General features: G+C 51.7%; 12 protein-coding genes. 2 read left to right on the top strand and 10 right to left on the bottom strand.

What is annotated here, in order from left to right:
- Positions 1-125: 125 nt before the first annotated feature.
- The 7 genes from PYR66_06560 to PYR66_06530 form a co-directional block, all read right to left on the bottom strand.
- On the bottom strand, positions 126-689 hold the full coding sequence (locus PYR66_06560) for a fimbrial protein (GenBank protein WEF29375.1): 564 nt from the start codon (positions 687-689) through the stop codon (positions 126-128).
- A gap of 211 nt (positions 690-900) precedes the next feature.
- Positions 901-1,527 (bottom strand): helix-turn-helix domain-containing protein, encoded by a 627-nt coding sequence (locus PYR66_06555; GenBank protein WEF29374.1) that lies wholly within the window; start codon positions 1,525-1,527, stop codon positions 901-903.
- A gap of 263 nt (positions 1,528-1,790) precedes the next feature.
- A complete protein-coding gene (locus tag PYR66_06550; protein ID WEF29373.1) occupies positions 1,791-3,026 on the bottom strand; it encodes a hypothetical protein in 1,236 nt (411 codons plus the stop codon).
- 8 nt (positions 3,027-3,034) lie between these two features.
- Positions 3,035-5,626 (bottom strand): fimbrial biogenesis outer membrane usher protein, encoded by a 2,592-nt coding sequence (locus tag PYR66_06545; protein WEF29372.1) that lies wholly within the window; start codon positions 5,624-5,626, stop codon positions 3,035-3,037.
- A 29-nt stretch (positions 5,627-5,655) separates the two neighbouring features.
- A complete protein-coding gene (locus PYR66_06540) occupies positions 5,656-6,324 on the bottom strand; it encodes a fimbria/pilus periplasmic chaperone (protein ID WEF29371.1) in 669 nt (222 codons plus the stop codon).
- Positions 6,325-6,429: 105 nt separating this feature from the next.
- On the bottom strand, positions 6,430-7,017 hold the full coding sequence (locus tag PYR66_06535; GenBank protein ID WEF29370.1) for a fimbrial protein: 588 nt from the start codon (positions 7,015-7,017) through the stop codon (positions 6,430-6,432).
- A gap of 202 nt (positions 7,018-7,219) precedes the next feature.
- Positions 7,220-8,146, bottom strand: a complete 927-nt coding sequence (locus tag PYR66_06530; protein ID WEF29369.1) for a LysR family transcriptional regulator — start codon at positions 8,144-8,146, stop codon at positions 7,220-7,222.
- An 89-nt stretch (positions 8,147-8,235) separates the two neighbouring features.
- Between PYR66_06530 and PYR66_06525 the strand changes: the two genes are divergently transcribed.
- Positions 8,236-9,234, top strand: coding sequence for a bile acid:sodium symporter (locus PYR66_06525; protein WEF29368.1), 999 nt, complete (start codon positions 8,236-8,238; stop codon positions 9,232-9,234).
- Here PYR66_06525 and PYR66_06520 read toward each other — a convergent pair.
- The 3 genes from PYR66_06520 to zipA form a co-directional block, all read right to left on the bottom strand.
- On the bottom strand, positions 9,231-9,449 hold the full coding sequence (locus PYR66_06520) for a DUF3820 family protein (protein WEF29367.1): 219 nt from the start codon (positions 9,447-9,449) through the stop codon (positions 9,231-9,233). The genes PYR66_06525 and PYR66_06520 overlap by 4 nt on opposite strands.
- 1 nt (position 9,450) lies before the next feature.
- A complete protein-coding gene (gene ligA / locus PYR66_06515; protein ID WEF29366.1) occupies positions 9,451-11,466 on the bottom strand; it encodes an NAD-dependent DNA ligase LigA in 2,016 nt (671 codons plus the stop codon).
- A 74-nt stretch (positions 11,467-11,540) separates the two neighbouring features.
- Positions 11,541-12,581, bottom strand: coding sequence for a cell division protein ZipA (gene zipA / locus PYR66_06510; GenBank protein WEF29365.1), 1,041 nt, complete (start codon positions 12,579-12,581; stop codon positions 11,541-11,543).
- 230 nt (positions 12,582-12,811) lie between these two features.
- Here zipA and cysZ point away from each other — a divergent pair, with 230 nt between their 5' ends.
- The gene (gene cysZ / locus PYR66_06505) at positions 12,812-13,573 is read left to right on the top strand and encodes a sulfate transporter CysZ (protein WEF29364.1); all 762 of its coding nucleotides are present in this window, start codon (positions 12,812-12,814) and stop codon (positions 13,571-13,573) included.
- Positions 13,574-13,577: the final 4 nt, after the last annotated feature.

Below are 13,577 nucleotides of genomic sequence, written 5' to 3'. Positions count from 1 at the left end.
AATATAAGCTTATTCCGGATGAATGTTTTAAATAAGAAAGATAACGACTTAAGAATCATTAAGCCGTTATCTTTCCTGAAACAAAAAAACATTTGATAATGTGTGGTGACGATTTATTGTTTTTATCAATGATAAAGAATATTGACCGTCATATCCGCATCTGCGGGCCCTGGCGTTACGGTGGCGGAGTAAGACTTATAACGCGCATTGAAATTTGCCGACACATTCGATCCATCGACTGTTGGCAAACCAACCCAGATATGCCCTTCACTACCGTCCATTGGTATCAGTTCGTTATCGTTCCCATCCTCACTCAACGCAATACCAACACCAGTTGCAGCGTCATCGCCAGCGGCAGTGGTGGAGATTTTGCTCACCGCCAGCAAGTTAACATCCTCGGAGACCGTCGGACCATTGAACGTTAGCTGAACAGCAGCTAAACCATCGCTTGCCAGCGGGCACCCCGATAACGTAATGGTAAACGGTACCATTGCGGATTCTTTTCCCGACACGTCAAAATACGATGGCGCGATAGTGCCCAATGAGACATCGCCGTCCTCCATCGTGCAAGACGGGCTGACAATTTCCCCGCTAAAGTGGATGGTGCCCGCATTATCTTCCTCGGCCAGAACGTGACCTGATATTAATGCCAGCAATATACCTGACAGTATTTTGTAGTTTATATTCATAAAAGCAATCCTTTCCTTTTGCTAATATCATAAAATAATACTTCACACCTGACATTCTTAATATAAACCTGGCAACTTGTCTTCAGACACATTTATTTTTTAAAATTTAGTCCAATGTTGGACTCCCCGAATCGGGCGATGATGATGCCGATGAGTTGATGACCAATAACAACCGGGTCTTGCCAAAGCGCCCCGTATGACGTTGAATTCGTCACTTATTTATTTTAATCAGGATACCCTTCTTTGTTTCAAGATAGCCTGATTTCTTGAGGTCGGAAATAAACCGCATAATCCAGCTACGGGAGAGCAAGGTTCGCTCCTGGAGATAGGCCAGCACCGTCGTGTTAGCTCGTACGATTTCTGGTTCCTTGTAAAGCGCATCCAGGAGAATACGGGCTGTCTTGTTATGATCATTATTTATCAATACATTGTTGTATAGATGATAAGACATTAGCATCCAGGTCAAATTAGCCGTCTGTTGCTTCCACAGATTGAACTCTTCAAGGTATTGATTGAAAAGTTCAATGGGTATCAGGGCATACTTAATTTCGCTGATGGCCCGGATTATGAAATAATCGGCCTGGTCCTCTGGCACCCCCGTCCCCAGCACAACAGGTGCTCGCATGGTCGATAGCGTTCTTAAATCCTGCTGTCGGGCCAGGGAGATATGACCCTCGATTAACAGGATGACCTGTTTTTTACCCTGGAAATTAAGAGAAACTCGCCTGTTCTTCTGCCCATGCCGCACTTTTACTCTATCTTTCAGGGCATCAATGATATCTGCAATGTCTTTTGTTGGTTTGCTCTTACGAATGTTCGGTAGCTGGCTACTCATCATCACCCCGAATTATAGGTATTTTAAAATGTTGGGCGAAACTGATGAACCCATGGTTCATCGACATTATAAAACACTTTGGGATAATAAAGCAGCGCCATTCAGAAATAGCATTCATTACGCATCGGATCTCTGCCTCGCAGCGGCTGGCAGCAGAATCGATGCGTGTTTAGTGGAGGTTTCGATAAGGCAATCGGAACCGTGCCGCTGGTCATGTCACCATACGGAAACCTATCCCCCGATTTTTCAGGAATCACGGATGCTGTTTATTGGTAATTCGCAATCACCTGCACGATGGCGTTCGCGGAGCCATACATGGCATCTCCTGTCGTTCGGACATAACGCGCCGCCATTTTGATGGTGTTATCCCCGCCAGTAAAAGCATTGCCACCAATGGGCGTACTGTTCTTGCTAAATGCTGAGTTCAGCGTATTTGCATCTACCGGGGTCCCTAATATGACCGGGGAGGCAGGATCATCGCCGGTCGTTTGTGTGCTGTAATCTCCCCATGCCAGCTGAATGCCATAACCCTGAGCACCGCTGCCATCAAGCGCGATAATGCCCCGGTTTGCGTCAATCACTTCACTATTTAAAGGGATAATTTTAACCTGAACGCGACCATTTAGTTGATTATTCGCGGTGTATGACCCACCCGGTGAGATATTATAATAATTAGAATGTGGGTCTAATTGTTTAGTATCGTAGGTGCCTCCGTAGCCGTAACCATCCGGGCAAACCAAATGAAAGCTTGCATCCTTCCAGTCCGAATGGCCGTTCAAGCCATCATATTTCCCCATATCAACATTGACGTTATCACCCTGAACATTGCACGTTCCTGGCTGAAAGATAAATGATGCTGTGAGTATACGGGAACCTGAAACGTATGCCTTACCATTCCCCCCACCACCTTCTGAGTAAATTGAGACAATTCGTTCAGGGTACTGGCTTGTCAGCGTATAACCGAAATCATCAAGAAAGATAGCCATTTCAGGTCCTGTTACTGTAATAGGACCTGAAGCCAAAGGAATAATTCCGGGAACCTTCCAAAAGGTAACATCAACATACATAACATTACCGGACGCATACCTACCAGTACCCCCATGAATATTTGGGAAAGCCTTATACGAAAAATTAGCATGAACAGGATCACTTACCGAAACACCAATACCTGGGACATTTGTCGGAAATATATTATTACCAGATTTATTGGTGATTAAGGTTGGGCTTGATAACATGCCCAAATCACTATAAAGCCCTCCCGTACAGTTAGCCGACGCATTCAATACAGCCACCGATTTGAACGTATAAAGTGCAGTATAGTCAGGTATACTTGTCCCAACTGTAATTTTTATATCCGAAGGCATAAGTTCAAAGGGAACATGAATTTTGGACCATGGATCATCTGTGGGCTCACAATCAATGGACGCTGCAAATACCGATTCAGCATGAAAGAAAAAAACTAAAAATATAATCTTCACAAAAAACATTTTATTAAAAGACATAACTTCCTCTACTGGCACACACTGCTAAAACGCTGAATCGCATTTTTGCTGTTCTTATTCGGATCGGAGGCATCCAGCGTATACGCCACCTGACACTGGCTGCGGTTATCCTCGCCCCATTTCACGGTTAACCGGCCTTTCGCTTTACTCACTTTCACGTATATCACCCCACCCTGTGATACCGCACCGATATGCGTATTATCATCATCAAAAATATCGGCCCCGAACGGCAACGGCTCCCCATTCCAGGTGGAAACGATCAGCAGCGGCGTGCCGGTACGGGTATTAAACTTCACTTTGACCACCGCCCCGTCCCGCGGCACCACATCCTTCGCGGTGTTTTCGAACTCCACGCCTAAGTCAGAACCCTGCGGGTCAATGGAGACATGGTTTTGCTGATAAGGCATCAGCGACGGCGCCAGCGCATAACCCGATGAATCTATCGTAGAACCAGAACTGCCGGACACCCGCGCCCCCTCTGCCCCTTTCGCCTCAATCAGGGCATAGCTATCGCTGTTCGACGGTGAGAACGTCACGCCACCGGAGTGAATCACCATCCCCCCGGACATCCCGGCGGATGAACTGCTATAGCCCTTACCGGTACTGTAGCTGCCGTTGAGCGTCGCTTTGCTGCCTGACCACGAGCCGCTCACGCTGCCGGAGCTGCCGGAATAGTCATCATGGCTGCCGCTGATGCTATAACCATACTGGTTATCATCCCCGAGTGAGCCGGAAAGGGTCGCCTGCTCGCCCTGGTTGCCATCGCTGTCGTTGTTGTAACGCATACTGACATACGGCGCTTTAGCGTGGCCCGGCCAGAGGGGCATTGACAACATCAGATACCAACTGGTCTGGTCCACACCATTTCCGCTCTTATTTCGGCTGGCGTTGATGCTGTAGTTCAGCCATTTATAGCTGTTGGAGTACCCTGCCTGGTACTGCGTGTCATAGCCGCCGCCGTCATTCCAGTAATTCTGCACCGATGCGCTGATATACAGATTACCCAGGCCTGCCGGCAGCCCCTGGTTCAGGCTAACCCAGAACTGGTTCTTTGATCGCCAGACGGTGTCCGGGCTGTCGCCATGATGAATGGCGTCGCGTGTCTGCACCGCGGTCTGGAAGTCCATATAGCCGGAGCTGGAATAGCGATAGGTCGAGATGGTGATGTTACTGTTAGTGGCATCAATCAGTTTGCTGTAGTTAACGCGGTAACTTTGCCCGGATAAATCGCCCGCTTCGCCGCCGAGGTGGCTACGTGCCTGGGTGACATCGACGCTGATCGCGCCGACAGGCGTTCCCACCGCACCGCCAATCAGCCCCGCCTGATAATCCTCGCTGTACTGAACCCCGGCATAGGTGGTCAGGATATTGGTGATACCACGCATCCAGGTGGTTTCCAGGAAGCGCGGCGTTTCGGATGTACTGTAGTAATTACGCAGCTCACCAACCGTGGCGGTAAACTGCTGCGCACCGGGCCGTAGCGACAGCGCCAGCGAAGAATACGGGACAGTGTATTGTTGAGATGAGCCATCCGCCTCGTCAACGGTCACATCCAGATCGCCGCCATAACCGGTCGGCCCTAAGTCGTCGATGAGGAAGGCCCCCGGCGCAACGGTGGTCTGATAGATGATATTTCCCGACTGACGCACCGTGACTTTAGCATTGGTTTTCGCCACCCCCCGGATTTCCGGCGCATAGCCCCGCTGCGAGGCCGGTAGCATGCGATCGTCGGTGGCCAGCTGCGCGCCGGTAAACGAGAGCGAATTAAACATCTGCCCGGACGTGTAGTACTGCCCCAGATAGAGGCGGCCATTCACAAATTCTGTATCGCGCTGCAAATAAGTATTGCTGCTCTGATAATGGCCCCCGGCGTCCTGATCCCAGTTATACGAGCCGTTGTGCCGGAGATACCATTTGCCAATATTCAGCCCGGCATTGAGAGAGGAATAGAATGAACGGGACGTTTCCGCATTGTCATAATGCGACTCATAGCCATTCATATAGTAACCCAGCATCAGCGCCGGTACGCCGCTGTCCCACATTGCCGGATCCACGCTGCCCCGTGAAATGTGCTGCATGTAGATTTGCGGCACATTAATATCAAGCTGCTGTTTGTCCGCATTAAACTTAACGCTGGCACCCGGCAGCAGATGCGCCAGATCGGTACAGGCCCCTGGTGCCGTTATATCTTCCCGGCTGTCAAACGGCAGTTTCTCGACATTGAGTTTGATGAGCTTAACTATTTTGGGGGTTAAACACGGTGTCACAATTTTGTTATGGCCTTCCGTAAATACCACCTCGTCATGAGCAACAGGTTGTTGATTGACCAGAATATCAATGCGGTATTTTCCCGGCATCACGCTCGCGCCATAGGCAAAACGGCTGACATCAATAGCCTGCGAATTTCTTTCCTGACGTAACAACTGCGGATCGAACTCCACGGCTTCTTCTGTGGCAGGTTCTACTGATGTTTCTGTATTTTTCTCACCGGTGGCCGCACTGCTAATTTCACTGCCGCTGGCACAATAAGGCGAGAACAGAATAAACGCGGAAAGACAATACAGGTGAATGCGAGAAAAGCTGCCTCCATTTATCATCATAAAGCCACCAACGTCCTTGTCAGCAGAAATTAACTTTTCGCTTTGTGGTTAACTAAAGCGCCATAATCATTGACGGTACTAAATGACAGGTTGCTAATGCTGCCCGTATTTTTTAACGGATAGGTTTGTGATTCCCCGGGGGCAATCATCTTGCCTTTGACTTCGCTATTAACGCCTTTACCCTGGTAACTAATATTCAGCAGTGAAATATTATATTTTGAATTATTAATCACCATGACGTTACTGTTGTTCAGGCGCCAGTGCAGTTCATCCACCGCACTGATACTGTCGCCTTCCAGCCCTTCCGGACGATAAAAAAGCTTAATTCGGGTGCGGAATACCACATTAAGTTTCTGTTTTACCTCACCGCTGTTTTTCGCTTTGGAAGGAACCTCAAGGATATTCAGCCAAAAAACGGACTCTTTGTCGGTAGGTAGTGCGGGAACGCCGGTGTAGCTGATACGTATCGTCTGGCTATTATTCGGCTCAACCCTGTTGATGGGCGGAGTGAGCACAAACGGCACTGAAATTTTTTCCGGTGCCGCTTGCTCATCACCACGATCGATCCAGCTTTGAATTAAAACCGGCGCTTTATTTTTGTTGGTGACATTCACCGTCACTTCATTTTTACTTCCCTGATATATCACCCTGGTGCCATCAACAACAATACTGGCGCAAGTATCCGCGCTGAATAACACCGCTGAAATAAATACCAGGCACGCCAGTGAAGATTTACTGCCAATATTACGTATGATTCTCATAAATAAAAACTCAAAGTCAATCAGGGAAGTGAATGATATTACTTACTCGTAGGTTAAATCATAATTAACTGTGCTGGTAACCGCGCCTTCCGATGCCCCACCCGCCGCACTGTAGTAGCGAACGCTATATTTCATGACCATTTGCGCGCCTTCAGTCGTGTCAATATCGACTTTTCCTGATGTACTGGCAGCTTGCGCCGTAGTATCACCAATTTTCACCAGGGCGCCAGTATGATCATAAATGCCTAATTGCACATTCGTGGCGCCGCCAGTAGTCGCGGTGTTATTCAAATAGCCCGCATTGTCGCTGTTATCACTTGTAAATCTCGGGTACATTTTTGTCTTCGTGGTGTCACCAAAATCGCAGTTCTTCGCAACAATAGAAAAATATTCTGGGTCGGTCGAGCTCTGAGGCGCTGTCAGGTCCTTCGCGTGACCAGCTAGCAAGGTAATATCTCCAGAGCCACCAGTACCTACCACTGCGTCATGACTGTCGTGCAATTCGACGTCACAGGTTACCGCGTCAATCGAACCGGTAAAGGTGATGGTATTGGTTGCCGAAGCGATAGACACGTTAAGTAAACTCAGTGATAACGCCCCGCCAACTAATATTAATTTCTTAAATTTCATATACAACTCCATTTGATTTATTCATTTCTAAAAACAATACAATATTTATTATTCACGCCAACAATGAATGGTATTTATGGGTGCATAATAAATTGTTTATACGATACATCTGTTGTTTTTTTTCAGACAGATTTATTTTTAGAATATAGTCCAGCATTGGACAATTTATTGCGGAGACGTTGGGTCGCGATCGTATTGATGTTTATATTCGATATAGTGGATCCTGCAAACGTTCATCCATCAAGCATTGCCCCTGCTCCCGCACCACATCCCACAACGCTTGCGCGGCGGTAGATAGCGAACGCTTTTTACGCCGTGCCAGCATCAGCTGGCGCTCGACACCCGGATCCAACCGCTTCACCACCAGCGGGCTGCCTTCTGGCAGCGGCAGCGCCAGTGCCGGAATAATGCTAATGCCAATACCTGCGGTGACCATGGGAAACAGCGTCGCCGGATGACCAATTTCCTGCACAATATCCGCCTCAATCTGATGTAAGCGAAGTGCCGCATCAATCAGCATACGGCTACCGGACGCATAGTCCTGTAAAACCAGTTTCGCTCCCTGAAGCGCTTGCCAGTCAACGTTCGCTAATTCTGCAAACGGATGGTCATTTCTGCATAGTAAAAAGAACGGTTCCGACAGCACGGTCTCACACTGCAAATCACTGACCGCACCGGGGTCAATGACGATGCCAAAATCCACGTCGCCTTGACGAATACTTTCAAGAACCCACTGCTGAGGACGGTCGTGCAGCACAAAGCGGATATCTGGATAGCGCCGGTTACTCTCGGCAATGCATTGGGGGATCAGGTGCGCTGAGATAGTCTGGCTGGCGGCGACCCGCACGGTTCCGCTCAATTGCTGCCCTACCCGCCCCGCTTCGCGGAGGGTAACGTGCAGTTCATCCAGCAACCGCTCAAGCTTGCCCGCCAATTGATGGCCAGCTTCGGTGAGCACCACTTCACGCGTCGTTCGGTCGAGCAGGCGTACCCCGGTTTGATGCTCCAGCTCCTTAACGCTATGGCTAACCGCCGACTGGCTGAGGCCAATAATTTCCCCGGCCCGGCTGAAGCTGCGCGCCCTGGCAACGGTGACAAAGACTTTTAACTGGCGTAGCGAGTAATTCATATTTTTTATTCATGAATGGATGCAATAAATCAATTTTATTTCTCAAATCAAAGAAAGCACAATAGCGGCATCGATTTTCAGGAGCGTTTATGAAACTTTTCCGCATTCTTGATCCCTTTACACTGACGTTGATTACCGTAGTTCTGCTGGCCTCGTTCTTTCCGGCGCGTGGCGAATTCGTCCCTTTCGTTGAACATTTGACCACCGCCGCCATCGCATTGCTGTTCTTTATGCATGGCGCCAAGCTGTCGCGTGCGGCGATTGTCGCTGGCGGCAGCCACTGGCGTTTACACCTGTGGGTCATGTGCAGCACGTTTATCGTCTTCCCAATACTTGGCGTACTGTTCGCCTGGTGGGCACCGATTAACGTCGATCCGATGCTCTACAGCGGTTTCCTGTATCTTTGCATCCTGCCGGCGACCGTACAGTCAGCCATTGCCTTTACCTCACTGGCTGGCGGCAACGTCGCCGCCGCGGTCTGTTCCGCATCCGCATCAAGCCTGCTCGGTATTTTTATCTCGCCATTGCTGGTGGGGTTGTTGATGCACCTGCATGGCGCTGGCGGCGATCTGGAACAAGTCGGCAAAATTATGCTGCAGCTGCTGCTGCCGTTCGTGCTCGGTCACCTGTCGCGCCCGTTGATCGGCGACTGGGTGGCGAAACACAAAAAATGGATCGGCAAAACCGACCAGACGTCGATTTTACTGGTGGTCTATTCCGCGTTTAGCGAAGCCGTCGTGAATGGGATCTGGCATAAAGTCGGCGTCGGGTCGCTGTTGTTTATCGTCATTGTCAGCCTGGTGCTCCTGGCCATTATCATTGCGATTAACATGTTCGTCGCCCGCCGCTGCGGTTTCAGTAAAGCGGATGAAATTACCATTGTCTTCTGCGGTTCGAAAAAGAGTCTGGCAAACGGTATACCGATGGCCAATATTCTGTTCCCGGCATCAATTCTGGGGATTATGGTACTGCCGCTGATGATCTTCCATCAGATCCAACTGATGGTCTGCGCCGTACTGGCGCGTCGCTATAAAGAGCAGGCGCAAGCGAGAGAAGCGCAGGAGAAGTCCCGCGCCTCGGCAGGTTAACGCGGTTGTTTCAAGGGCTGCACCAGTTGGGTCAGCCCTTCGGTCTTAATCAGCAAGGTTAAGGCCATCAGCTCGCCGAGATGCCCGGCGGGAAACTGATCCTTACGGGCGAACCACAGCAAATACTCTTCCGGGACGTCAATCAAACGACGTCCCTTATATTTGCCAAACGGCATCTCGGTATTAGCAATCTCGATGAGCTGAGCTTTATCCACCTTACTCTCCCAACAAGCGCATCATTTCAGCTTCGTCGATAACCGCGATGCCTAACTCCTGCGCTTTCGCAAGCTTAGAACCCGCCGCCTCGCCGGCAATCACCAGGTCGGTTTTCTTCGACACGCTTCCTGCCACTTTCGCCCCCTGCGCCACCAGACGCGCTTTGGCATCATCGCGTGACAGCTGGCTCAGGCTGCCGGTTAACACGATCGTTTTACCGGCAAACGGGCTATCGATCTCTTCGGCATTCACCACGACTGGCGCCGGCCAGCGAACACCTTCAGCGCGCAGCTGAGCGATCACTTCACGGTTACTCTCTTCGGCGAAGAAGTTAAAGGTATGCGTGGCGACGACAATCCCAACATCAGGGACTTTCTGCAGTTCCTCGATAGAAGCCTGCTCCAGCGCTTCCACGGTACCAAAATGCGCCGCCAGACCGGCCGCTGTCGCTTCACCGACTTCGCGGATCCCCAGCGCATAGAGGAAGCGGGCGAAAGTCGTCTCTTTGGCTTTTTCCAGCGCGTTGACCACGTTTTGCGCCGACTTCGGCCCCATACGGTCCAGGCCGGTCAACTTACCGGCGCTCAGACGGAACAGGTCCGCTGGCGTGTGGACGTACTCCTTTTCAACCAGCTGATCGATGATTTTATCGCCCATACCATCGACATCCAGCGCCCGCCGGGAAACAAAGTGCTTCAGCGCCTCTTTACGCTGCGCACCGCAGATAAGCCCGCCGGTACAGCGCGCCACGGCTTCACCTTCGACGCGCTCGACGTCTGAGTGGCATACCGGGCAATGGGTCGGGAACACAATTTCGCGCGTGTTGTCCGGACGCTCGGAGAGCACCACGTTCACCACCTGCGGTATCACGTCGCCTGCACGGCGAATCACCACTTTGTCGCCAATGCGCAGACCTAAACGCTCAATTTCATCGGCATTATGCAGCGTGGCGTTACTCACCAGCACCCCGGCGACATGTACCGGCTCAAGACGCGCGACCGGCGTAATCGCCCCGGTACGACCCACCTGGAATTCCACGTCATTGACGAAGGTCATCTGCTCCTGAGCCGGAAATTTAAAGGCCACCGCCCAGCGCGGGGCGCGGGCAACGAAACCGAGCTGTTCCTGCAGCGCCAGCGAGTCGACTTTAATCACTACGCCATCGATATCAAAACCCAGATGCGGGCGGTCTTCTTCCACTTTACGATAGTAAGTAAGCACTTCCTCTGGAGAATGGCAGACCGTCACGCGGTCACTCACCGGCAGTCCCCACTGCTTAAACTGCTGCAAACGCGCAGAATGGCTGGCTGGCAGCTCTCCGCCTTCCAGGATGCCAACACCGTAGCAGAAGAAAGTAAGCGGTCGCTTCGCGGTGATGCGGGGATCCAGCTGGCGCAGTGAACCTGCGGCGGCGTTACGCGGGTTCGCGAATACTTTACCGCCGGTACGCCGCGCTTCTTCATTAATTTTTTCAAACCCGGCCTGCGGCAGGAACACTTCGCCGCGGACTTCCAGACGCGCTGGAATATCGTTGCCGCGCAGCTTCAGCGGGATGGCGCGAATAGTACGCACGTTGGAGGTAATATCTTCGCCGGTAGTGCCGTCGCCGCGGGTCGCCGCCTGGATCAACACGCCGTTCTCATAAAGAATGCTTACCGCCAGGCCGTCGAGCTTAAGCTCGCAGCACCAGGCAAGATCCGCCGTATCGCTTAAACGGTCCTGCACGCGCTTGTTAAACGCGAGGAAGCTCTCTTCATCAAAGACGTTATCCAACGACAGCATCGGCACTTCATGGCGGATCTGGCTAAAAGAAGCCAGCGGCGCCGCGCCTACGCGCTGGGTCGGTGAATCCGGGGTAATCAGTTCGGGGTGTTGTGCTTCAAGTTCGCGCAGTTCGCGCATCAACCGGTCATATTCCGCGTCGGGAATTTCCGGGGTATCCATAACATGATACAGATATTCATGATGGCGAAGGGTGGTTCGCAGTTCAGTCAGTTTTTGTTCGATCGGTTCCATATCGCACCATCAATGATAAAAAACCCCCGACGGGCGGGGGTTCATAATGACCAGACGACACGCAAACGCGGAGATCAGGCGTTCGCCTCTTTCACTTCACGAATACGATCCTGGTACTCACGCAGTTTTTGCGGCGTCATCATCCGGCGCTGGTCGTCAAGCACGACGCCGCCGACTTCATCGGCGATGTACTGTGCCGATTGCAGCATCAGTTTAAAGTTCTGCAGTTCGTCGCCAAACGACGGTACCTGCATAAAGATAGTTACGCCCGGCGTGGTCATATCGACCATCGCATCCGGATTAAAGGTGCCTGGCTTGACCATATTCGCCAGGCTGAACAGCACTTGTCCGCTGCCGTCCGGGCTCAGATGGCGGTGGAAAATATTCATATCGCCAAATTTGAAGCCAGCCTGCTGAATGCTGTTGATCAGCAGTTCGCCATTGAGCTGCGAACCGTGATGCGCGGCAACGTTCATCACGATAACCGTCTCTTTGCGTTCTTTCGGCTGCGGAGCGGCGGCAGGCTGCTGCGGTTCGACGGCCGGCGCTTCAGGCGCTGGAGCCGGTTGCTGCGGCGCGACAGGTTGCTGAACCGGCGCAGGCTGTTGAGGAACAGGCTGCTGCGGCGCATGTTGAACCGGCTGCTGGTATTGCGGCTGTGCCGGTTGCGGCTGCTGCGCAGGAGCGACGTTATGCGGTTGCTGAACCTGCGACGGCTGAACATGCGGCTGCGGAGCGACCGGTTGCTGCGGGCGCGGCGCTTGCGGCGGCGCCTGATGAACCGGCTCGTCCTGACGCACAGGCTGCTGCACCTGACGCTCATAAGGAGGCTGATACTGGTGTTGCGGCGCCTGACGAGGTGCTTCTTGCTCCCCATATGCGCCATTCGGGGCGTGGTTAACCCGGTGAACGCGAACTTCACCTACGCCTTCAACATCGTCATCAAAGTCATCGCCTTCCGACGCGTCATCGTCACGAGACTTCATACGTTTCAGTGGGCGATCGCGGAACATCGAGGAACGCTCTTTACGGCTGGTCCAGAAACCATGTACCAGTAAAGCGATTATGGCGATCGCGCCAACAATGATTAATATCAGACGCAAATCCTGCATCATTATATTCTCTGTTGTTCTAACACCTTGCCACCACGGCAAACATTTACTCACTAAGAGTATTTGCCGATTACATCAAGTGCAAGTGCGTCTGCCGCTTTCACCCCATAAAGATGAACTAAATCGTGCTTTTTGCTGTTTTTTCGAACATTTCCTAACTGGTTATTGTCTGGCAACCCGATAAAATAAGCGGGCATTCACGCTGAATGTTAAAAAAGGAGCATCGCCTGACTATGGTTTCATCATCCGCAACTCCCCCACGTAGCGGCGTCTACTATTTTTCACAGGGCTGGAAACTGATCAGGCTGCCGGGGATCCGTCGTTACGTGTTTCTGCCTTTATTAGTCAACGTGCTTCTGATGGGCGGCGCATTTTGGTGGCTATTCACCCGCCTCGATAGCTGGATCCCTTCTTTGATGAGCCATGTGCCCGAATGGCTGCAATGGCTGAACTACCTGCTGTGGCCGGTAGTGGTTCTCTCTATTCTGCTGGTGTTCGGTTATTTCTTTTCGACGATTGCCAACTGGATCGCCGCGCCGTTTAGCGGCCTGCTGGCGGAACAACTCGAAGCGCGACTGACCGGCGCAACCCCACCGGACGTTGGCGTCTTCGGCATCATGAAAGATATCCCGCGCATCATGAAGCGCGAATGGCAAAAGTTCGCCTGGTACCTGCCGCGCGCCATTGTTTTGCTGCTGTTGTACTTTATTCCCGGCATCGGCCAAACCGTCGCGCCGGTACTGTGGTTCCTGTTTAGCGCCTGGATGCTGGCCATTCAGTATTGCGACTATCCGTTCGATAACCATAAAGTGCCGTTTAAAACCATGCGCGAAGCGCTACGTTCGCGAAAAGTCATCAATATGCAGTTTGGCGCGCTGACCAGTCTGTTCACGATGATTCCCGTTCTGAACCTGGTTATCCTGCCGGTCGCTATCTGCGGCGCCACGGCGATGTGGGTCGATTGTTATCGCGACAAGCATGCGATGTGGAAATAACCGC

This window comes from Klebsiella aerogenes (genome assembly GCA_029027985.1).
Classification (GTDB): domain Bacteria; phylum Pseudomonadota; class Gammaproteobacteria; order Enterobacterales; family Enterobacteriaceae; genus Klebsiella; species Klebsiella aerogenes_A.
The sequence above is the reverse complement of the archived record's forward strand: the minus strand, read 5'-3'. Positions and strand labels throughout refer to the sequence as shown.

What these genes read in the sequence shown, in the direction of transcription:
- PYR66_06560 (WEF29375.1), bottom strand. Translation starts at nt 689, where the DNA reads ATGAATATAAACTACAAAATACTGTCAGGTATATTGCTGGCATTAATA.
- PYR66_06555 (WEF29374.1), bottom strand. Translation starts at nt 1,527, where the DNA reads ATGATGAGTAGCCAGCTACCGAACATTCGTAAGAGCAAACCAACAAAA.
- PYR66_06550 (WEF29373.1), bottom strand. Translation starts at nt 3,026, where the DNA reads ATGTCTTTTAATAAAATGTTTTTTGTGAAGATTATATTTTTAGTTTTT.
- PYR66_06545 (WEF29372.1), bottom strand. Translation starts at nt 5,626, where the DNA reads ATGATGATAAATGGAGGCAGCTTTTCTCGCATTCACCTGTATTGTCTT.
- PYR66_06535 (WEF29370.1), bottom strand. Translation starts at nt 7,017, where the DNA reads ATGAAATTTAAGAAATTAATATTAGTTGGCGGGGCGTTATCACTGAGT.
- PYR66_06530 (WEF29369.1), bottom strand. Translation starts at nt 8,146, where the DNA reads ATGAATTACTCGCTACGCCAGTTAAAAGTCTTTGTCACCGTTGCCAGG.
- PYR66_06525 (WEF29368.1), top strand. Translation starts at nt 8,236, where the DNA reads ATGAAACTTTTCCGCATTCTTGATCCCTTTACACTGACGTTGATTACC.
- ligA (WEF29366.1), bottom strand. Translation starts at nt 11,466, where the DNA reads ATGGAACCGATCGAACAAAAACTGACTGAACTGCGAACCACCCTTCGC.
- zipA (WEF29365.1), bottom strand. Translation starts at nt 12,581, where the DNA reads ATGATGCAGGATTTGCGTCTGATATTAATCATTGTTGGCGCGATCGCC.
- cysZ (WEF29364.1), top strand. Translation starts at nt 12,812, where the DNA reads ATGGTTTCATCATCCGCAACTCCCCCACGTAGCGGCGTCTACTATTTT.